The organism is Cellulomonas triticagri, assembly GCF_003696205.1.
In the GTDB taxonomy this organism is placed as follows: domain Bacteria; phylum Actinomycetota; class Actinomycetes; order Actinomycetales; family Cellulomonadaceae; genus Cellulomonas; species Cellulomonas triticagri.
Window position 1 is genome coordinate 1 of the sequence record NZ_RFFI01000081.1, and the last position, 20,402, is coordinate 20,402.

Sequence of the window (20,402 nt, forward strand, 5' to 3'; positions counted from 1 at the left end):
TGGTCCACCCCGGACGCGAGCCCCGCCGTGGCCGCGAGGCCCCCGACGACGGCGAGCTGGCGGCCGTACCGCCGCGCCGCTCCCGGGTCCGGCGCCGGTGCCGGCACCGCCGCCGGGGCCCCGGGAGCCGGTGCCGCGGTGTCCGGCCAGGCCAGCGTGACGAGCCAGGAGTACGCCGACCCGACGACGATCAGACCGCCGGCGGCGAGAGCGGCGCCCGGGTCGAGCGAGAACCCCGCGCCCACCAGCGCCAGCCCGAGACCCGTGACCAGCGCTGCGACCGGCCGGGGCAGCCGCGTGGTGGCGGACCCCGAGGCGAGGCAGAGGCCGACGAGCACGACCACGGCGAGCACGGCGGAGACGGCGGCGGACACAGCGCCGAGCACGAGGGCGACGGCCGCGACACCGCCCACGAGCAGGAGGCCCCGGCGTGCGCGGCGCCGGACGGCGAGCCCGGCGGCGGCGGCCGGGAGCACCCCGACGGCGAGGGCCAGGCCCGCGACGGGGTCGTGCGGGACGACCAGGGTCGCGGGGATCGCCTGGACGACGCCGAGCCCGAGTCGCGCCCAGGACCAGGAGATCGCCCGCTGTGCACCGGACGGTGCGCTCGTGGTCATGGCGTCATCCTCCGCCCGGGCCCTCGATCGTGCGCCGCCGGGCGGGTGCCGCTCCTCACCCCGGGCGGGTGACCCGGTCGGGGGAGCCGACGCGTCGGGGCCGACGGGTCCGGGTCAGCCGTCGGCGGGGAACCGGATGCCCGCGGCGAGGCGGGCGGCGGTCTGCACGCGGCTCACCGCGACGCTGCGGTCCAGGGCGGCGTAGCAGGCGTCCCGGTCGCCGTCGGCGAGGACGCGGACGAACCAGTCGAACTCCGTGACGAGCCGGTCGGCGGGGGCGCCGTGGTCCTCGAGGGTCTCCACGGTGCCGTCGTCGAGCTCCAGAGTGACGGTGCCGAGGACGTTCGGGGCGTCGGAGGTGCGGATGCGCCCGGCGGTGCCCTGGATCAGGGCGCCGCGCGGACCCGCGGAGTCCTTGGCGGCGGTCAGCGTCGCGACGAGGCCCGGGTACTGCAGGACGAGGACGCCGCTGGTGTCGATGCCGCGCTCGACGTTCGGGGTGTAGACCGCCGAGGTGGGGTCGCCGAACAGGCCCATGACGAGGTGCAGGTTGTACAGGCCGAGGTCCATGAGCGCGCCGCCGGCCTGCGCCGGGTCGAAGGCGGGCAGCACCTCGCCGCGCCGGAACGCGTCGTACCGGCGCGAGTACTGGCAGACCTGGCTCTGGACGAGCCGGACGTCGCCGAGGCGCGGCAGCCACGCGCGGATCTGCGCGAACGCGGGCAGGTGCACGGTCGTGACGGCCTCGAACAGGAGCAGCCCGCGCTCGACGGCGAGGTCCCGCAGGGCCTGCGCCTCGGCGGCGGTGCTGGTCATCGGCTTCTCGACCACGACGTGCAGGCCGCGCTCCAGGGCGTCCCGGGCGTACGGCGCGTGCACGGCGTTGGGCGCCGCCACGTAGACGGTGTCGATGCCTGCGGCGACGAGCGCGTCCAGGTCGGAGGTCACCAGCGTGACCCCGGTGCGGTCCGCGAGCGCCTGCGCCCGCTCCACGGAGCGCGGCCGGGCGAGCAGTCCGACGACGTCCAGACCGGCGACCCGCGGGGCCGCGTGCACGAGCAGCTCCTCGACCATCGCCCCGGCGCCGATGATGCCCAGCCTCATGCCCACGTCCCTCCGTCGTCCCCGCCGGGTCCCCGGCGCCGACGAGGCTACCCGGGCGCCCCGGGGTCCCCGGCGCCGGGGCGTGCGGCGAGCTCGCGGACGACGGCGGCGACGTCCGGCGTCGTGAGGTGCGGGGCGAGGCCGTCGACGGTCTGCCGGCGGATGCGCGAGCGGGCGAGCCGGTCGTCGGCGAGGTCGTGGACGGTGCGGATGCCGCGCGCGAACGTCGCGAAGGAGGTCAGGTCGGCGAGCAGCGCGTCGAGCGGGGCGACGGGTCCGGTCGTGCCCGGTGTCCAGCGCAGCAGGTAGGCGGCGTCGCGCGTGGGCCGCGCGCCCCAGCCGCGCAGCGGTGCGTGCAGCGTGACGGCTCCGGGCGGTCGCGGGGCGTCGCGGGACAGGAGCTCCTCGACGTCGGCGAGGACCAGCCCGCCCGAGGCCCGCAGGTCCAGGCCGTCGCGGACCTGCCGCCCGGTCTGCTCGGTGACGAGGACGTCCGCCGTGACGGTCGGGGACTGGACGCGGGTCCAGCGCCACCACCCGGGTCGCTCCTCGGCGGGCACGAACCCGAGGTCGACCGCCGCGGCGGCGACGCGGGGGAGCAGGCGACCGGTGAGGTCGCGGCGCAGGTCGTCACGGGTCACGGCCCCAGTGTGCCGCGCTCGCCGCCGGTGAGTCGCAGCGGCTAGCGTCCACGGTCGTGACCGGTTCCGAGCGCCCCCGTGCCGGGGTGGCGCGCGCCCGTGCCGAGGACGCTCGCGGCTGGGCGGAACGGCACCAGGTGGGGCTCTACCTGGCGGCCATCGGCCTCGGTGCCCTGGTCGGCGTGCTGGTCCCCGGGGCGGCGGCGGCTGAGGTCGCCATCACGCCCGTGCTGGGTGTGCTGCTGTACGCGACGTTCCTCGGGGTGCCGTTCGCGGCGGTGGGGCGCGCGCTGCGGGACGGACGGTTCCTCGGGGCGGTGCTCGCGCTGAACTTCGTGGTCGTCCCGGTGGTCGTGTGGCTGCTGTCGCGCCCGGTCGCGGGCGACGACGCGGTGCTGCTCGGGGTGCTGCTGGTGCTGCTCACCCCGTGCGTGGACTACGTCGTCGTGTTCACCGGCCTCGCCGGCGGTGCGGCGGACCGGCTGCTCGCCGCCGCGCCCGTGCTGATGGTCGCGCAGCTCGTGCTGCTGCCGGGGTACCTGCTGCTGATGGCCGGGCCCGAGGCGGTCGCCGTGGTCGAGGTCGGGCCGTTCGTCGAGGCGTTCGTCGTGCTGATCGCGGTGCCCCTGGCCGCGGCCGCCGCGACGCAGGCGCTCGCCCGGCGGTCCCGGGTCGCCGCCCGGGTGCAGGCCGGGGTGCTCGCGCTGATGGTGCCGCTGATGGTCGCGACGCTGGGGGTCGTGGTCGCGTCGCAGGCCGCCGGGGTCGGTGCGCACCTCGGGCGGCTGGCGCCGGTGGTGCCGGTGCTCGCGGGGTTCGCCCTGGTGATGGCGCTGGTCGGCGCCGGGGCGGGGCGGGTGCTGCCGTTGGACGTCCCCGCGCGGCGGGCGCTGCTGATGAGCGGGGTCACCCGCAACTCGCTCGTCGTGCTGCCGCTGGCCCTGGCGCTGCCCGCCGGGGCGGCCCTGGCCCCCGTCGTCGTGGTGACGCAGACGCTGGTCGAGCTCGTGGTGATGGTCCTCGCGGTGCGGCTGGTGCCGCGCCTCGTGCCGGCCCGGGCGGCCACGACCGACCGGCCCACGGCATCGCCGCCAGGCGCCTCCTGACCTCCCGGCGAGCCCCGCCGACCTGCGCCGACGGCGCCGGACCGGGCCGGCCGCCCGGCTAGCATCGGCCGGGTGACCCCACCCTCGACCCCGCTCGCGGCCGCCCTCGCCCCGCTCCGGGAGCGGACGCTGCTCACGCCGTACCCGGGGACGTGGGGCGACCCCGCCGCGGACGGTGTCATCGGCACCGACGGCACCGACGGCTCCGACGGCACCGACGGCGCCGACGGGGTCGTGGTGGCGCGCGACGGCGACCTCAGCCGCGTCGTGGTCGACGGTGCGGGTGTGCACCTGGTCGACCCGGCGGGCTCGACCCTCCTCGCGACGTCGGTCGAGGCGCTCGTGGCCCGGGCGCGCCACTACGCCGAGGCGCTGGAGCGCGCGGGCGAGGCCGACCCCGACGACGACGCCGCCCTCGAGCGCATCGCCGCGCGGGCGCTGGTCGCGGTCCGCGCCGCGGACCCGGGCGCCCCGGTGGACGACGACGACCCGTGGGCCGTCGCGCTGGGGGAGGTCGCGGACGGGAGTGCGGCCGTGCGCCGACCCGCTCCGGTCCCGCCGGAGCACGGCGTGCAGGGCGTGCAGGGCGGCGAGCGGGTCCTGGTCGCGCTCTCCGACGCCGACCGCACCCGGTGGTTCAGCGCGGAGCAGTGGAAGGACCTGGCCACCCGGCAACCGGTCACCGTGGTCCGCGCACCCGGCAACCTGCGCGCGGCGCTCGACGTGCTGGTGCAGGTCGCCCGGAGCCGGTCGCAGCCCGAGCCGCGACCCACGGTCCTGGTGACGTCCGCGGACGTGACCCTGGACGAGGACCTGCTCGCCGCCCTGCCCGCGCTGCGGCTGGTGTGCGTGCTGGGAGCCGCCGCCGACGGGGGCGGCGCGGGCGCGCCGGTGGTCGCCGTCGGCGACGGCGCGGACGTGCTCGCCGCGGTGGCGGCACCGTGAGCCCGCGCGGGGTCGTCCCGTTCGGGCTCGACCCGGCGCGGCTGGCCGAGCGGTACCGGGGGCTGCTCGACCTGCGGTCCGACGCCGTGATCGCGGCGTTCCGGGCCGTGGTGCGCGAGCCCGTCGCGGACGGGGTGACGGGCCTGGACGTGGGGGTGCACGTCGAGGACGGCGATGGTCGCTGGGCGCCCGAGGTGTGGCTCGCCTGGACGGGTCCGCACGCCCGGATCACGGGGGAGACCGGTGGGCGGCACGCCGGGGCGAGCGGGCCGCTCGGGGTGGACGTCCCGGGAGCCGGGCGGTTCGACCACCGCTACGTGGCCGAGGGCGACGGGGCGCGCGTGCTGTCCGACGTGCTGGGTGCGTGGCTCGCGGAGTGCTGGTGGAAGGCCGGGGGCTGGGACCTGCCGGTGGTCGGGGTGCTCGTGCACCGGGACGGACCCGAGGCGGGGCGCGAGGTCCGGCTGACGCAGCGGACCGAGCGCTCCGCCGGGTAGCCCGGGCGCCGCCGCGCCCCCCTGCGCGGACGGGCCGTCCGCGCGCCGTAGCCTGGGCACGTGACGGACAGGACGCGCGGCTGGGTGGTCGGACGGGTAGCAGGGGCGCCGGTCGTGCTGACGCCGAGCAGCCTGCTGACGGTGGGGCTGATCGCCGTGGTGTTCGCCCCGACGGTGGGCCTGCGGGCGCCGTGGCTGGGGACGGGCTCGACGATCGCGGTGGCGCTGGTCCTCGGTGCGCTGCTCATGCTGTCGGTGCTGGTGCACGAGATCGCGCACGGGCTGACGGCGCGGGCGCGCGGCCTGCAGGTCCGGGAGTACGCGCTGACGCTGATCGGCGGGCACACGGCGTTCGGCGGGCGGATCACGCCGTTGACGCAGGGGCTGGTGGCGGTGGTCGGCCCGATCGCGAACCTGCTGCTCGCGGCGGTGCTGTGGGCGGTGGCGCAGCTGGTGGACCCGGCGGGGATCGCGGCGCTGGTGCTGTTCGCCGGTGCGTACAGCAACGGGTTCGTGGGGCTGTTCAACCTGGTGCCGGGGCTGCCGCTGGACGGCGGCCAGGTGCTGGAGTCGATCATCTGGGGCGCCACGGGCGACCGCCGCCGCGGGACGCTGGTGGCGGGCTGGGCCGGTCGGGTCGTGGCGGTGGCGTTCGTCGTGTGGGTGCTGCTGCTGCCGCTGGCGCGCGGCGGGACCCCGTCGCTGTTCAGCGCGGTGTGGGCGGCGGTCGTGGGGGCGTTCCTGTGGTCGGGCGCCGGGCAGGCGCTGCGGGCGGCGCGGGTCGCGCGGTCGGTGGACGCGCTGCGGGTCGAGGGGATCGGGACGCGGGCGGTCGGGGTCCCGGCGACGGCGGTCCTCGCGGAGGCGGACGCGGTGCGCGGGCGCTCGGGTGCGGACGCGGTGGTGCTGATGGCCCCGGACGGCCGCCCGGCGGCGTACGTCGACCCGCAGGCGGCGAACGCGGTGCCTGTGGCGGACCGGGCCCGGGTGCCGCTGACGGCGGTGGCGGTGGCCCTGCCCGCGGGCGCGGAGGTGGACGCGAGCCTGCACGGCCCCGCGCTGGTGCAGGCGGTGGCGGCGAAGGCGCCGTTCGCGCCGGTGCTGGTGGCCGTCCGCGACGGGCAGGTGGTGGCGCTGCTGCGTTCGGCGGACGTGGCGGCGGCGCTGCGCGGCTGACGCGCCGCATAGGATCGACGCCCGTGACAGACGACAACGCGCCCGCCGTGCCCCCGACCACCCCGACCGGGGCCGACGAGCGGCGCGGGCCGTTCCGCGTGGGGGAGCGCGTGCAGCTCACCGACCCGCGGGGCCGGCTGCACACGATCACGCTCGCGCCGGGGGCGACGTTCCACACCCACAAGGGCTACTTCCGGCACGAGGAGCTGATCGACGCGCCCGAGGGCACGGTCGTGACGTCCAACGGCGGGGTGGAGTACCTGGCCCTGCGCCCGCTGCTGAGCGACTACACGCTGTCGATGCCGCGCGGCGCGGCGGTGGTGTACCCGAAGGACGCCGGGCAGATCGTCGCGATGGCGGACATCTACCCCGGCGCGCGCGTGGTCGAGGCGGGCGTGGGCTCCGGAGCGCTGACGATGTCGCTGCTGCGTGCGGTCGGCGACGGCGGGCGGCTGCACTCGATCGAGCGGCGCGAGGACTTCGCGGCCATCGCGCGGGGCAACGTGGAGACCTTCTTCGGCGGCCCGCACCCGGCGTGGCGGTTGTCGGTCGGTGACCTCGCGGACGTGCTGCCCGTGGCCGAGGGCCCCGGCCAGGTGGACCGGGTCGTGCTCGACATGCTGGCGCCCTGGGAGAACCTGGACGCCGTGGCGTCGGCGCTCGCCCCCGGCGGTGTGCTGATCGCGTACGTCGCGACGGCGACGCAGCTGTCCCGGCTGGCGGAGGACATCCGGGCGGACGGCCGGTACACGGAGCCCACCGCGTGGGAGTCGATGGTCCGCGGCTGGCACCTGGAGGGTCTGGCGGTCCGTCCGCAGCACCGGATGATCGGGCACACCGGGTTCCTGCTGACGACCCGCCGCCTCGCGGACGGCGTGGAGCCGCCCCTGCGCAAGCGCCGCCCCGCGAAGGGCTCCCAGCCCGCGGGGTCCGGCGCACCGGCCGACGCGCCCGCGGAGTCGGCGATGGTGGACGAGACGGGCGACGTGGTGACCAGCCGGTCGTTCCAGGAGGTGCCCGACGCGGAGTGGACGCCCGAGGCGCTCGGCGAGCGGGCGGTGTCCGACAAGAAGGTGCGGCGCGTGCGCCGCGACGTCGGCCAGGCGCCCGAGCAGGACTGAGGTCCGACCGGCGGGCCGTCCCCCGATCGATTGACAGGTGTGGTTAGGGTCTCCCCACGAAGAGCCGCACAGCGTCGTGAGGCGGAACCGCGATCGGAGGTACCGCGATGACGGAACCGACAGCCCGCGACCTGCAGCGCGAGCTCGCGCTCCTGGCCGCGAAGAACGAGCGCCTGTCCGACGCGCTCGTGTCCGCCCGTGACCAGATCATCGAGCTCAAGCGGCAGATCGACGACCTCGCGAAGCCCCCGGGGACGTTCGCGACGTTCCTCGCGGCGCGCGCGGACGGCACGGTGGACGTCGTGTCCTCGGGCCGGAAGATGCGCGTCGGCGCGTCGCCCGCCCTCGACGTGCCGGGCCTGCGACCGGGCCAGGAGGTCATGCTCAACGAGGCCCTGACCGTCGTGGAGGCGGGCGGCTACGAGCAGGTCGGCGAGCTCGTGACGGTCAAGGAGCTGCTGGGCCGGGACCGCGCGCTGGTCGTGGGCCGGGGCGACGAGGAGCGGGTGGTGCGCCTCGCCGGTCAGGTGCGGGACGGCTCCGTGCGGGTCGGCGACGCCCTGACGGTGGAGGCGCGCAGCGGGTTCGTGTTCGAGCGGGTGCCGCGGGCGGAGGTCGAGGACCTCGTGCTCGAGGAGGTCCCGGACATCGACTACGCCGACATCGGCGGTCTGGGCCCGCAGATCGAGCAGATCCGCGACGCGGTGGAGCTGCCGTTCCTGCACCCGGAGCTGTTCCGGGAGCACGGGCTGAAGCCGCCGAAGGGCGTGCTGCTGTACGGCCCGCCGGGCTGCGGCAAGACGCTGATCGCGAAGGCCGTCGCGCACTCCCTGGCGGCGACGGCTGCCGCGGCGCGGGGCGAGGACGCCGACGCGGCGACGTCGTACTTCCTCAACGTCAAGGGCCCGGAGCTGCTGAACAAGTACGTCGGCGAGACCGAGCGGCACATCCGGCTGATCTTCTCCCGCGCCCGCGAGAAGGCGTCGCAGGGGCACCCCGTGGTCGTGTTCTTCGACGAGATGGAGTCGCTCTTCCGCACCCGCGGCACGGGCGTGTCCAGCGACGTCGAGACGACGATCGTCCCGCAGCTGCTCGCCGAGATCGACGGCGTGGAGCGCCTGGAGAACGTCATCGTCATCGGGGCGTCGAACCGCGAGGACATGATCGACCCCGCGATCCTGCGCCCCGGTCGCCTCGACGTGAAGATCAAGATCGAACGGCCTGATGCCGAGGGTGCTCGGGAGATCTTCGCCAAGTACCTGACGGCGGACCTCCCGATCCACTCCGACGACCTGCACGAGCACGCGGGCTCGCCGCAGGCCGCGGTCGAGGCGATGATCGCCCGGTCCGTGGAGCGGATGTACTCGGAGGACGACGAGAACCGGTTCCTCGAGGTCACCTACGCCAGCGGGGACAAGGAGATCCTGTTCTTCAAGGACTTCAACTCCGGCGCCATGATCCAGAACGTCGTGGACCGCGCGAAGAAGTCCGCGATCAAGGACCTGCTCGCCACCGGTCAGCGCGGGCTGCGGGTCGAGCACCTGCTGACGGCGTGCGTGGACGAGTTCAAGGAGAACGAGGACCTGCCGAACACCACCAACCCCGACGACTGGGCGCGCATCTCCGGCAAGAAGGGGGAGCGCATCGTGTTCATCCGCACGATCGTCCAGGACAAGAAGGGCGAGGAGGCCTCGCGCCGTATCGAGAACGTGCAGAGCACGGGCCAGTACCTGTGACCCGGTGACGGCCAGCGGCGCCGGGTCCGTCGATCTCTCACGGCGGACCTGGCGCCCGCACAGGCACCCCACAGCGCGGCGTCGCGGAATGGAGGGACCCGGTTCACCGGGTGCTCATCCCCGACCCGCGAGGTGCCCATGCCTGCCGCCGTCCTGTTCGCCGCCGACCTCGTCGCCATCGGCGTCCTGACCTTCGCCCTGTACTTCCCCCGGCACCGCCGGCGCGACCTCGTCGTCGCGTTCCTCGGCGTCAACGTCGGCGTCCTCGCCGTGGCGGGCGCGCTGTCGTCCAGCACGGTCGGCGCGGGCCTCGGCCTCGGGCTGTTCGGCGTGCTGTCGATCATCCGGCTGCGGTCCTCCGAGATCGACCAGCGGGAGGTGGCGTACTACTTCGCCGCCCTCGCGCTGGGTCTGATCGGCGGGCTCGGGTCCGGGCTCGGGACGCTGGCCCTCGTGCTGATGGCGATGGTGCTGGCCGCGCTGTACGTCGGGGACCACCCGCGGCTGCTGCGCGGGTACCGGCAGCAGGTCGTGGTGGTCGACCGGGCGTTCGGCGACCACGCCGCGCTGGTCGCGCACCTGGAGCAGCTGCTCGGCGCCCGGGTGCACGGCGCGACGGTGCAGCGCCTCGACCTCGTGGACGACGTGACCGTGGTGGACGTCCGGTACGCGGCGGCCCCGGCGACGCGCCGCGCGACGGTGCTGGACGACGCGCTGCCGACGTCCCGCGTCGCCGCCGCGCCGCTCACCTCGGGCGGTGCCCGGTGACCGCCGCCGACCCGCTGCCGACCGGCGAGCACCTCGCCGACGTCGGGCACCTGCCACCGGTCGGCCTGGACGACCTGGTCGAGACCGCCGCCCTGCAGACCCGCGTGGACCGCAAGTACGTCCTCCCGCTCGCTGCCGTCCCCGCGCTGGTCGCCGCGCTCCCCGCGGGCACCCGCCGCCTCGTGATCGACGGGCGCGACGCGTTCGGGTACGAGTCGGTGTACTTCGACACCCCGGACCTGGCCGCGTTCCACCTCGCGGCGGGCCGACGCCGCCGCCGGTACAAGGTCCGGACCCGCACCTACACGGACACCGGCGGCTGCTGGCTGGAGGTCAAGACCCGCGGCGCGCGCGGCACGACCGTGAAGGACCGGCGCGAGCACGCCCCCGCCGACCGCGCCGCCGTCGGGGACGCCCTCGGGTTCGTCGCGGCGACGCTGCGGGCGCACGGTGTGGACCTGCCTCCGGACCCCGACGGTCCTGTGCTCGCGCCGACGCTCGTCACCCGGTACCGGCGGCGCACCCTGCACCTGCCCGACGGGGCGCGGGTCACCGTGGACACCGGCCTGGAGTGGTCGTCGCCTGACGCCCACGCCCACGCCGACGCCCTGCCCGGGCTCGCGGCGGTCGCCGCCGTCCCGGGGCACGCCGTGGTCGAGACCAAGAGCATCACCGGCGCGTCCGCCGCCGACCGGGCGCTCTGGGCGCTCGGGCACCGGCCGAGCCGCATCTCGAAGTACGCCACCGGGCTGGTCGTCCTCGACCCGAGCCTCGGCGGTCGGCCGTGGCGGCGCACCGTGCGCCGCTCGCTCGCCGCCTGACCCCCAGCACACGACACCCCGAACCCTCGCGACACCCCCACCCCCTGGAGACACCCGTGCGCCGACCCCGCCACCTCATCGCCGCCCCCGCCGTCCTGCTCGCCCTGCTGCTCGGCGGCTGCGCGACCGACGCCACCACCGGGAGCAGCGGCGAGACCTCCGCCGACACCGCCACCACCGTCACCGATGTCTCCGCCGGGGCCACCGCCGCGGAGGTGCTGGCCGCGAACGCCGACGTGCACGCCGTCGAGGAGGTCCCGGCCACGTCCGGCACGATCGTGCTGGACGGCGGCACGATCACCACCGACGGCGACGGCATGACGGTCGCCGGCTCGACCGTGACGATCGGCGCCGGGGGCACGTACACGCTGTCCGGCACGCTGGACGACGGCCAGGTGGTGGTGGACGCGGGCGACGCGGTCGTGCACCTCGTGCTGGACGGCGTGGACATCACGTCCTCGACCACGGCCGCGGTGGCGGTGCTCAGCGCGGGCTCGGTGGAGGTGGAGCTCGCCGACGGGTCGAGCAACGCCCTGACCGACGCCGCGACGTACGCCGACGCGGAGGACGAGGCGAACGCCGCGCTGTTCTCGGCAGCGGACCTGACGATCACCGGTGACGGCGCCCTGACGGTGACGGGCCGCGCGAACGACGGCATCGCCTCGAAGGACGGCCTGGTCGTCGCCTCGGGCACGATCACCGTGGACGCGGTGGACGACGGCATCCGCGGCAAGGACTACCTGGTCGTCTCCGGCGGGACCGTCGAGGTCACCGCGGGCGGCGACGGCCTGAAGGCGGACGACGCCGACGACACCACGGCGGGCTTCGTCGCGGTCGAGGCCGGTGACGTCACGGTGACGGCGGGCGGTGACGGCGTCGACGCGGAGACGGACGTCGTGCTCACCGGCGGCACCCTCGACGTCACGGCGGGTGGCGGCAGCGCGACCAGCCCGACCGACGAGACGTCCACGAAGGGCGTCAAGGGCAACGCGTCCGTCGTGGTCGGCGGCGGCACGCTCACGGTCGACGCGTCCGACGACGCGGTGCACTCCAACGGCGTCGTGTCCGTGACGGACGGCGACCTCACGCTGTCGTCTGGCGACGACGGCGTGCACGCGGACGTCGCCCTCGACGTCACCGGCGGCAGCGTCACCGTCCTGGACTCGTACGAGGGCCTGGAGGCCGAGGCGATCACCCTCGCCGGCGGGGACATCTCCGTCGTGGCCTCGGACGACGGCGTGAACGCCGCGAGCAGCGCCACCGGCTCCACCGAGGACGCCAGCGGGGACTGGGCGGGACCCGGCGGCGAGACGTCCGGTACGGCCACCCTGACGATCACGGGCGGGACGCTCACCGTGGACGCGGGCGGCGACGGGCTCGACGCCAACGGCACGCTGACGATGTCCGGCGGCACGGTGGTGGTCAACGGCCCGACGGACGACGGGAACGGCGCGCTCGACGTCGACGGGAGTCTGACCGTCACCGGCGGCAGTCTGGTCGCGGCCGGGTCCTCCGGCATGGCGGTCGCCCCGGGCACGGACGGGCAGGGCTGGGTGTCCGCGACGTTCGAGAGCGCGCAGGCCGCGGGGACGACGCTCACGGTGCTGGACGCCGACGGGACCGTCGTCGCGACGTTCACCCCGACGAAGGCGATCACGTCGCTGGTCGTCTCCGACGCCGCGATCACCGCGGGGGAGACCTACGCGGTGCTGTCGGGGTCGTCGGAGGTCCTCACGGTCACGGCGGGCGAGCACACGGCCGGCACGGGTGGCATGGGCGCCGCCGGCGGCCCGGGAGGCGGCGTGCCCGACGGCGGCGCCCGCCCCGGTGGCCAGGACCGTGGCGCCGCGCAGGGCTGACGGCGCGGCCCGGCATAGGGTGGCCGCGTGACCGTGCGCCGCGTGATGGGGATCGAGACCGAGTACGGCGTGCTGCAGCCCGGCCGCCCGAACGCGAACCCGATGCTGCTGTCCAGCCACGTGGTCGCGGTGCACGCGGCCGCCCGGTCGGCGGGGCGCGGCAAGGCCCGCTGGGACTACGACGACGAGGACCCGCTGCAGGACGCCCGCGGGTTCCACCTGCAGCGGGCGGCGGCGCACCCGTCGCTGCTGACCGACGACCCGTCCCGTCCGGCTCCCTCGGGCGAGGCGGGTGCGGCGGGGGGCGCGTCCGACGGCGACGGCCCCCAGGCCGTGGCACGGTCGCTGGTCGACGAGTACGAGGACCCGGGCGCCGCGAACGTCATCCTCACCAACGGCGCCCGGCTGTACGTGGACCACGCGCACCCGGAGTACTCCTCGCCCGAGGTGACGAACCCGCTGGACGCGGTCCGCTGGGACCGGGCGGGGGAGCAGGTGATGCTCGCGTCGGTGCGCGCGCTGGCGTCCACCGCCGCGCTGCCGGACGTCGCGCTGTACAAGAACAACGTCGACGGCAAGGGCGCCACCTACGGCACCCACGAGAACTTCCTCGTCGAGCGGGCCGTGCCGTTCGCCGAGCTCGCCGCGCGGATCACGCCGTTCCTGGTGACCCGGCAGGTGTTCACGGGCGCGGGTCGGGTCGGGCTGGGGCAGCGGGGCGAGGGCGCGGGGTTCCAGATCTCGCAGCGGGCGGACTACATGGAGGCCGAGGTCGGCCTGGAGACCACGCTGCGCCGCCCGATCGTCAACACCCGCGACGAGCCGCACGCCGACCCGGACCGGTGGCGCCGGCTGCACGTGATCATCGGCGACGCGAACCTGCTGGAGGTGCCGACGTACCTCAAGCTCGGCACGACGTCGCTCGTGCTGTGGCTGATCGAGCGCGCGGCGGCCGGCGACGCGACGGACCTCGGCGCCGACCTGGACCGCCTGGAGCTGGCCGACCCCGTCCGCGCGGTGCACACGGTGAGCCACGACCTGACCCTGACCGCCCGGCTGCCCCTGGCCGACGGGCGGTCGCTCACCGCGCTCGAGATCCAGCGGGAGTACCTGGCGGCGGTGCGGGCGGCGCTGCTGCGGCTGGGCGGCGAGGTGCTGGACGAGCAGACCACCGACGTGCTCGCCCGCTGGGGCTCGCTCCTGGACCGGCTGGGCACCGACCCGGCGTCCTGCGCGCGCGAGGTGGAGTGGCTGGCGAAGCTCCGGCTGCTGGAGGGCATGCGCCGCCGCGACCACCTGGAGTGGGACCACCCGCGCCTCGCGGCCGTCGACCTGCAGTGGTCGGACGTGCGGCCGGAGCGGGGGCTCTACCACCGCCTCGTCGGCGCGGGCGCGGTGGAGCGGCTGGTGGCCGAGGAGGACGTGCAGGCCGCGGTCACGACCCCGCCGGAGGACACCCGCGCGTACTTCCGCGGCCGGACGCTGGCCCGGTTCGGGGCGCACGTCACGGCGGCGTCCTGGGACTCGGTGGTGTTCGACGTCCCCGGGGCGCCCACGCTGCAGCGCGTCCCGATGCGCGACCCGCTGCGCGGCACCCGCGCCCACGTCGCGGACCTGCTCGACTCCGCGCCGGACGTCCGGGCGCTCCTGGCGGCCCTCGGCGCCTGACCCGTCGGGTCGGAGCGGCACGGCGCGCGCGCCCGTCGCTGCGGCCTGCCGCGAACCCGCGCCGACCAGGGCCTAGGGTGGTGCCACCGGCGGGTGCCGTGCAGGTGGCGGCCCCGCGCACGTACGTCCGGCGGAGGTGGACATGGCTGGTCAGGAACGCGCACGCGACCGTCGCGAGGACGACGAGCCTGTCGACGACGGCCCCGACACCGGGGCCGCGACGGCCGCCGCGCAGCAGCGCGACGCCGAGGTGGACGCCCTGCTGGACGAGATCGACGACGTCCTGGAGACGAACGCCGAGCAGTTCGTCCGCGGCTTCGTGCAGAAGGGCGGTCAGTGAGGCGTGACGACGGACCCGCTGAGCCCGTCCGGGCGGCTGCCGCACGCGTTCACGACGCCCGGCTCGTCGTCCTTCGTCGACTTCCTCGCCCAGCACGCCCCGGACCTGCTGCCGGGGCGGCGCCCGCCGCTGCCGGTCGGTGAGGTGCCCGTGCCGCACGCCACCACGATCGTCGCGCTGACGTTCGACGGCGGCGTGGTCATGGCGGGCGACCGGCGCGCCACCATGGGCTCGCAGATCGCCTCCCGGGACATCGAGAAGGTGTTCCCGGCCGACGACTACTCCGCGGTGGGCATCGCCGGCACGGCGGGCCTCGCGGTCGAGGTCGTGCGGCTGTTCCAGCTCGAGCTGGAGCACTACGAGAAGATCGAGGGCACGCTGCTGTCCCTCGACGGCAAGGCCAACCGGTTGTCCACGATGATCCGCGGCAACCTCGGCCTGGCCCTGCAGGGCCTGGCGGTGGTGCCGCTGTTCGCGGGCTACGACCTGGACCGCGGCGCGGGCCGGATCTTCTCCTACGACGTCACGGGCGGCCGGTACGAGGAGCACCAGCACCACAGCGTGGGCTCCGGGTCGGTGTTCGCGCGGGGCTCGCTGAAGAAGCTCTGGCAGCCCGGCCTGGACGCCGCCGCCGCGGTGCGGGTGGCCGTCGAGGCCCTGGTCGACGCGGCCGACGACGACTCCGCGACGGGCGGCCCCGACCGGTCCCGGAAGATCTGGCCGGTGGTCGCGACGGTGACCGCCGCCGGGTACCTGCGGGTCGGCCAGGAGGCCCTGGGCGAGGTGGTGGCGCAGGTCGCCGCCGACCGGGACGCCCAGCACGCCCGCGCCCGCCGCGACGGGGAGGACCCGCGATGAGCATGCCGTTCTACGTCTCGCCCGAGCAGCTGATGAAGGACCGGGCGGACTACGCGCGCAAGGGCATCGCCCGCGGCCGGTCCGTCGTGGTCCTCGCGTACGACGACGGCATCGCGTTCGCGACCGAGAACCCGTCGCGCGCGCTGCACAAGGTCTCCGAGATCTACGACCGCATCGCGTTCGCGGCGGTCGGGAAGTACAACGAGTTCGAGAACCTGAGGGTCGCGGGCGTCCGGTACGCCGACCTGCGCGGGTTCTCCTACGACCGGCGGGACGTGAACGCGCGGGGCCTGGCGAACGCGTACGCCCAGACCCTCGGCACCGTGTTCACGACGGAGTCCAAGCCGCTGGAGGTCGAGCTCGTCGTCGCGGAGGTCGGCGACGACCCCGCGACCGACCAGATCTACCGGCTGTCCTACGACGGCTCGGTCGCCGACGAGCGCGACTTCGTCGTCCTCGGCGGCCAGTCCGACCGGCTGCGCGAGGAGATCGCGGGCGCGTGGACCCCGGGGATGCCGCTGGCCGACGTCCTCGCCCTCGCCGTCCGGGTGCTCGGCACCCCGGCGGACGGCGCCGAGGAGGACGACCGCCGCGTCATCCCGGCGGCGCAGCTCGAGGTGGCCGTGCTGGACCGCACCCGGCCGCGGCGGGCGTTCCGGCGCCTGTCCGGCGTCGTCCTCGAGGACCTGCTCGCCGCGGGCACCCCGACGGAGCCCTGAGGAGGCACCCGTGGACCGACGGATCTTCGGCCTGGAGACCGAGTACGGCGTGACGTGCGCCGCGGACGACGGGCGCGGCCTGTCCGCGGACGAGGTCGCCCGGTACCTGTTCCGCAAGGTCGTCGCGTGGGGCCGGTCGTCCAACGTCTTCCTGCGCAACGGCTCGCGGCTGTACCTGGACGTCGGCTCGCACCCGGAGTACGCCACCGCGGAGTGCGACGACTGGCGCCAGCTCGTCACGCACGACCGGGCGGGGGAGCGCATCCTCGAGGGCCTGGTCGCGGACGCGCAGCAGCGCCTGGAGCACGAGGGCCTGTCGGGGCGCATCCACCTGTTCAAGAACAACACCGACTCGGCGGGCAACTCCTACGGCTGCCACGAGAACTACCTGGTGCGGCGGCAGGGCGACTTCTCGCGGCTGTCCGACGTGCTGGTGCCGTTCCTCATCACCCGCCAGGTGCTCACGGGCGCCGGCAAGGTCCTCGCGACCCCGCGCGGGGCCGTCTACTGCCTGTCGCAGCGCGCGGACCACATCTGGGAGTCCGTGTCCTCGGCGACCACGCGGTCCCGCCCGATCATCAACACCCGGGACGAGCCGCACGCCGACGCCGAGCACTACCGCCGCCTGCACGTCATCGTCGGCGACTCCTCGATGTCCGAGACGACGACGATGCTCAAGGTCGGCAGCACGGACCTGGTGCTCCGCCTGGTCGAGGCGGGCCTGCCGATGCGCGACCTGACGCTGGAGAACCCGATCCGCGCGATCCGGGAGATCAGCCACGACATCACCGGCAGCCACCCGGTCACCCTCGCCACCGGCCGCACCGTCACCGCGGTGGACCTGCAGGAGGAGTACCTGGGCCGGGTGCAGGACTTCGTGACGGCCGAGACGGACGCCACCCCGGAGATCAAGCAGGTGCTGGACCTGTGGGAGCGGGGCCTGCGGGCGCTGCGCACCGGGGACCTGTCCCTGGTGGAGCGCGAGCTCGACTGGGTGATCAAGTACCGGCTCATCGAGCGCTACCGGGCGAAGCACGGCCTCGACCTCTCGGACGTGCGGGTGGCCCGCATGGACCTCGCCTACCACGACATCTCCCGCACCGAGGGCCTGTACAACCTGCTCGCCCAGCGCGGGCTGGTGGACCGGGTGACCACCGACGTCGAGGTCTTCGAGGCGACCTCCGTGCCCCCGCAGACCACCCGGGCCAAGCTGCGCGGCGAGTTCGTGCAGGCGGCGCAGGAGGCCCGGCGCGACTACACGGTCGACTGGGTGCACCTCAAGCTCAACGACCAGGCGCAGCGCACGGTGCTGTGCAAAGACCCCTTCCGCAGCGTCGACGACCGGGTGGAGCGGCTCATCGAGTCGATGTGACGGTCCTGCGCACGTCCTGGTCGCAGCCGGGACGACGGCGCTCGGGGGGTCCGCGGGCCCGTACAGTGGGCGGCGGCAATCCGCTGGACGCTGGGAAGGAATCACGTGCGACGACTCGTGGCCGCGTGCGCCGCGGCGGCGCTGCTGCTCGTCGGCTGCGCCGCGCAGGACCCGGAACCCCCGCAGGTGGTCGTGTCCGGCGAGGCCGGGCAGCCGCCGACCGTGACGTACCCGACGCCGCTGCGCGTCGGCGACCCCGTGCACGAGGTCGTGTGGGAGGGCACCGGGCCGGACCTGGTCGACGGGCGGCCCGTGCTGCTGGACTTCTGGCTGGAGGACGCCTCCGACGCGTCGCTGGTCAAGGAGACGTTCACCTCCAGCCCCACGCCGCGGATGCTCACCGAGGAGGACCTCGGCAAGGACCTGTACGCCACGCTGTCCGGCCAGCGGGTCGGCGCGCGGCTGCTGCAGATCAGCCCGGCGTCCGACGCGAGCGCGTCCTCCTACCCGACGGTGACCGTGCTCGACGTGCTGCCGATCCGCGCGTCCGGGGAGCCCGTGCAGCCCCGCGAGGGCATGCCCGCGGTCACGCTCGACGACAGCGGCGCGCCGTCGCTCGCGCCCACCGGCACCGAGCCCCCGGGCGACCTCGTCGTGCAGCCGCTGCTGCGCGGCACCGGGAACCAGGTGTCCGAGGGCGACGTCATCACCGTGCAGTACACGGGCTTCGTCTGGGCGACGGGCGAGCCGTTCGACTCGACGTGGACCAACGGCAGCCCGACGACCTTCGCGCTGTCGGACGTCCCGGCCTGGTCCGAGGCGCTGATCGAGCAGTCCGTCGGCAGCCAGGTGATGGTGGTCGTGCCGCCCTCCTACGCGATGGGCGCGACCCAGAGCGAGGAGCTGCAGGGCCAGACCATCGTCTTCGTCATCGACCTGCTGGCGACCCGCACGCCGGCCGCGCCGGACGAGGCCGCCGACGCCGCCCCGGAGGGGGAGGGATGAGCGTCGCGCTGCGGGTCGTCCCGTGCCTGGACGTCGACGCCGGGCGCGTCGTCAAGGGCGTCAACTTCGAGAACCTGCGCGACGCGGGCGACCCGGTCGAGCTCGCGCGCCGCTACGACGGCGAGGGCGCGGACGAGGTCACGTTCCTCGACGTCTCGGCGTCCTCCGGCGACCGCGAGACGACCTACGACGTGGTCCGGCGCACCGCCGAGCAGGTGTTCGTGCCGCTGACCGTCGGCGGCGGCGTGCGCTCCGCCGACGACGTCGACCGCCTGCTGCGGGCCGGCGCCGACAAGGTCGGCGTGAACACCGCCGCCATCGCCCGGCCCGAGCTCATCGCGGAGATCGCGCAGCGGTTCGGCAGCCAGGTCCTCACCCTGTCCGTCGACGCGCGCCGCGTCACCGGGGACACCCGGACGGACTCCGGCTACGAGGTCACCACGCACGGCGGGCGCCGGGGCACCGGCATCGACGCCGTCGCGTGGGCCGTGCGCGCCGCGGACCTGGGCGCGGGGGAGATCCTGCTCAACTCCATGGACGCCGACGGCACCGAGGCGGGCTTCGACCTGGACATGCTGCGCGACGTCCGGCGCGAGGTGCGCGTGCCGCTCATCGCGTCCGGCGGCGCCGGGCGGGTCGAGCACTTCGCCGAGGCCGCCGCGGCCGGGGCGGACGCGGTGCTCGCCGCGTCGGTGTTCCACTTCGGGCAGCTCACCGTCGGCCAGGTCAAGGACCACCTGCGCGCCGCCGGGTACACGGTCCGCTGACCGCGCGCCGGACCGGTGCCGGGTCCACGGTGTCGGTCGCGCCCGGCGCAGGGCACGATGGGACGATGCAGCGCATCGGACTGACCGGCGGGATCGCGGCAGGCAAGTCGGTGGCCGCGCAGCGGCTCGCGGAGCGCGGGGCGGTGGTCGTGGACTACGACCTGCTGTCCCGGGAGGCCGTCGCCCCGGGCACGCCCGGGTTGGACGAGGTCGTGTCCGCGTTCGGGGACGGCGTCCTCGCGCCCGACGGGTCCCTCGACCGGCCCGCGCTCGGCGCGCGGGTGTTCGCGGACGACGACGCCCGCGCCCGGCTGAACGCGATCGTGCACCCCGTCGTGCGCCGCCTCGCCGCCGAGCAGGAGGCCGCCGCGGCCACCGCCGACCCCGCCGCCGTCGTCGTGCACGACGTCCCGCTGCTGGTCGAGACGGGCCGCGCCGACGCGTTCCACCTGGTCGTGGTCGTGCACACCCCGGCGGTGCTGCGGGTCGAGCGCCTGGTGCGCACACGCGGCCTCGACCGCGCGGAGGCCGAGCGCCGGATCGCCGCGCAGGCCGCCGACGAGGACCGCCTGGCCGCCGCGGACGTCGTGCTCGACGGCTCCGGCGACCCCGACGACCTGCGCGCCCAGGTGGACGCGCTGTGGGACCGGATCGCCGCGGAGCGGCACGACGAGCAGGAGGTGGACCAGCCGTGACGACCGTGCTGCTGACCGGGTTCGAGCCGTTCGACGGCCAGGAGGTCAACGCGTCCTGGGCAGCGGTCCGGGAGGTCGCCGCCGGGTGGGACGCCGAGGCCGAGGGCGCGACGCTGGTGACCGCGCTGCTGCCCGTGTCCTTCGCCCGCGCCCCCGGCGCGCTGGACGCCCTGCTCGCCGAGCACGCACCGGACCTGGTGGTCGCCGTCGGCGAGGCCGGGGGCCGGTCCGCCGTGTCCGTCGAGCGGGTGGGCCTCAACGTGCAGGACGCGCGCATCCCCGACGAGGACGGTGCGCAGCCCGTCGACTCTCCCGTGGTCGCGGACGGACCGGCGGCGTACTTCTCGACGCTGCCGGTCAAGGCGTGCCTCGCGGCCGTGCTCGCCGCCGACGTCCCCGGCGAGGTGTCCAGCACCGCGGGCACGTACGTGTGCAACACGCTCGCCTACGTGGTCGGGGACCGGCTCGCCGCCGGAGCCGGCGCACCGGGTGCGCGCGGCGGCTTCGTGCACGTGCCGCGCCTCCCGGAGCAGGTCGCCGACGGCGCCGCGTCGCTCGCCGCGGACCGGGCCGGGGCCGGCCTGGCC

General features: G+C 75.6%; 20 protein-coding genes and 1 pseudogene. 18 read left to right on the forward strand and 3 right to left on the reverse strand.

Going from position 1 to position 20,402, the window contains the following annotated elements; genetic code table 11:
• From EBM89_RS13965 to EBM89_RS13975, 3 genes and pseudogenes are all read right to left on the reverse strand, one after another.
• A pseudogene (locus tag EBM89_RS13965) lies at positions 1-617 on the reverse strand (FUSC family protein); the annotation flags it as partial.
• Between the two features lie 114 nt (positions 618-731).
• The gene (locus EBM89_RS13970) at positions 732-1,721 is read right to left on the reverse strand and encodes a Gfo/Idh/MocA family protein (RefSeq protein WP_122150048.1); all 990 of its coding nucleotides are present in this window, start codon (positions 1,719-1,721) and stop codon (positions 732-734) included.
• Between the two features lie 47 nt (positions 1,722-1,768).
• Positions 1,769-2,362 carry a hypothetical protein gene (locus EBM89_RS13975; protein ID WP_122150032.1) on the reverse strand — a complete coding sequence of 198 codons (594 nt, stop codon included), beginning with the start codon at positions 2,360-2,362 and terminating at the stop codon, positions 1,769-1,771.
• Positions 2,363-2,448: 86 nt separating this feature from the next.
• Between EBM89_RS13975 and EBM89_RS13980 the strand changes: the two genes are divergently transcribed.
• From EBM89_RS13980 to pcp, 18 genes are all read left to right on the forward strand, one after another.
• Positions 2,449-3,468 carry an arsenic resistance protein gene (locus tag EBM89_RS13980; RefSeq protein ID WP_122150033.1) on the forward strand — a complete coding sequence of 340 codons (1,020 nt, stop codon included), beginning with the start codon at positions 2,449-2,451 and terminating at the stop codon, positions 3,466-3,468.
• A 72-nt stretch (positions 3,469-3,540) separates the two neighbouring features.
• A complete protein-coding gene (locus EBM89_RS13985) occupies positions 3,541-4,413 on the forward strand; it encodes a hypothetical protein (protein WP_122150034.1) in 873 nt (290 codons plus the stop codon).
• Positions 4,410-4,910 (forward strand): hypothetical protein, encoded by a 501-nt coding sequence (locus tag EBM89_RS13990; RefSeq protein WP_122150035.1) that lies wholly within the window; start codon positions 4,410-4,412, stop codon positions 4,908-4,910. Before EBM89_RS13985 ends, EBM89_RS13990 begins: the two co-directional genes overlap by 4 nt.
• A gap of 60 nt (positions 4,911-4,970) precedes the next feature.
• Entirely contained in the window at positions 4,971-6,086 is a 1,116-nt protein-coding gene (locus EBM89_RS13995) for a site-2 protease family protein (RefSeq protein ID WP_122150036.1), read from the forward strand.
• Positions 6,087-6,109: 23 nt separating this feature from the next.
• The gene (locus EBM89_RS14000) at positions 6,110-7,207 is read left to right on the forward strand and encodes a tRNA (adenine-N1)-methyltransferase (protein WP_122150037.1); all 1,098 of its coding nucleotides are present in this window, start codon (positions 6,110-6,112) and stop codon (positions 7,205-7,207) included.
• Between the two features lie 107 nt (positions 7,208-7,314).
• Positions 7,315-8,943: a proteasome ATPase gene (gene arc / locus EBM89_RS14005; protein ID WP_122150038.1), complete on the forward strand. Its 1,629-nt coding sequence runs from the start codon at positions 7,315-7,317 to the stop codon at positions 8,941-8,943.
• Between the two features lie 138 nt (positions 8,944-9,081).
• Entirely contained in the window at positions 9,082-9,711 is a 630-nt protein-coding gene (locus EBM89_RS21855) for a DUF4956 domain-containing protein (protein ID WP_199732132.1), read from the forward strand.
• Positions 9,708-10,532 carry a VTC domain-containing protein gene (locus tag EBM89_RS21860; protein ID WP_233571747.1) on the forward strand — a complete coding sequence of 275 codons (825 nt, stop codon included), beginning with the start codon at positions 9,708-9,710 and terminating at the stop codon, positions 10,530-10,532. The genes EBM89_RS21855 and EBM89_RS21860 overlap by 4 nt, the downstream gene beginning before the upstream one ends.
• A gap of 56 nt (positions 10,533-10,588) precedes the next feature.
• On the forward strand, positions 10,589-12,391 hold the full coding sequence (locus EBM89_RS14015; protein WP_122150039.1) for a carbohydrate-binding domain-containing protein: 1,803 nt from the start codon (positions 10,589-10,591) through the stop codon (positions 12,389-12,391).
• Positions 12,392-12,418: 27 nt separating this feature from the next.
• Entirely contained in the window at positions 12,419-14,059 is a 1,641-nt protein-coding gene (gene dop, locus EBM89_RS14020; RefSeq protein WP_122150040.1) for a depupylase/deamidase Dop, read from the forward strand.
• 142 nt (positions 14,060-14,201) lie between these two features.
• Positions 14,202-14,399, forward strand: coding sequence for a ubiquitin-like protein Pup (locus EBM89_RS14025; protein WP_122150041.1), 198 nt, complete (start codon positions 14,202-14,204; stop codon positions 14,397-14,399).
• 18 nt (positions 14,400-14,417) lie between these two features.
• Complete coding sequence (gene prcB, locus EBM89_RS14030) at positions 14,418-15,257, forward strand: proteasome subunit beta (protein ID WP_122150049.1); 840 nt, start codon at positions 14,418-14,420, stop codon at positions 15,255-15,257.
• Complete coding sequence (prcA, locus tag EBM89_RS14035; RefSeq protein WP_122150042.1) at positions 15,254-15,976, forward strand: proteasome subunit alpha; 723 nt, start codon at positions 15,254-15,256, stop codon at positions 15,974-15,976. The genes prcB and prcA overlap by 4 nt, the downstream gene beginning before the upstream one ends.
• Positions 15,977-15,986: 10 nt before the next feature.
• The gene (gene pafA, locus EBM89_RS14040) at positions 15,987-17,348 is read left to right on the forward strand and encodes a Pup--protein ligase (protein WP_122150043.1); all 1,362 of its coding nucleotides are present in this window, start codon (positions 15,987-15,989) and stop codon (positions 17,346-17,348) included.
• A 105-nt stretch (positions 17,349-17,453) separates the two neighbouring features.
• Positions 17,454-18,353, forward strand: a complete 900-nt coding sequence (locus EBM89_RS14045) for an FKBP-type peptidyl-prolyl cis-trans isomerase (RefSeq protein ID WP_122150044.1) — start codon at positions 17,454-17,456, stop codon at positions 18,351-18,353.
• Entirely contained in the window at positions 18,350-19,120 is a 771-nt protein-coding gene (gene hisF / locus EBM89_RS14050) for an imidazole glycerol phosphate synthase subunit HisF (RefSeq protein ID WP_122150045.1), read from the forward strand. Before EBM89_RS14045 ends, hisF begins: the two co-directional genes overlap by 4 nt.
• A 65-nt stretch (positions 19,121-19,185) precedes the next feature.
• Positions 19,186-19,815, forward strand: coding sequence for a dephospho-CoA kinase (coaE, locus tag EBM89_RS14055; RefSeq protein WP_122150046.1), 630 nt, complete (start codon positions 19,186-19,188; stop codon positions 19,813-19,815).
• A partial coding sequence (gene pcp / locus EBM89_RS14060; protein ID WP_122150047.1) for a pyroglutamyl-peptidase I occupies positions 19,812-20,402 on the forward strand: 591 nt, incomplete at its 3' end. The genes coaE and pcp, both read left to right, overlap by 4 nt.

Excerpts from the sequence above, each read along its gene's own strand:
- EBM89_RS14025 (WP_122150041.1), top strand. The coding sequence starts at position 14,202 with ATGGCTGGTCAGGAACGCGCACGCGACCGTCGCGAGGACGACGAGCCT.
- arc (WP_122150038.1), top strand. The coding sequence starts at position 7,315 with ATGACGGAACCGACAGCCCGCGACCTGCAGCGCGAGCTCGCGCTCCTG.
- coaE (WP_122150046.1), top strand. The coding sequence starts at position 19,186 with ATGCAGCGCATCGGACTGACCGGCGGGATCGCGGCAGGCAAGTCGGTG.
- prcA (WP_122150042.1), top strand. The coding sequence starts at position 15,254 with ATGAGCATGCCGTTCTACGTCTCGCCCGAGCAGCTGATGAAGGACCGG.
- EBM89_RS21855 (WP_199732132.1), top strand. The coding sequence starts at position 9,082 with ATGCCTGCCGCCGTCCTGTTCGCCGCCGACCTCGTCGCCATCGGCGTC.
- EBM89_RS13970 (WP_122150048.1), bottom strand. The coding sequence starts at position 1,721 with ATGAGGCTGGGCATCATCGGCGCCGGGGCGATGGTCGAGGAGCTGCTC.
- hisF (WP_122150045.1), top strand. The coding sequence starts at position 18,350 with ATGAGCGTCGCGCTGCGGGTCGTCCCGTGCCTGGACGTCGACGCCGGG.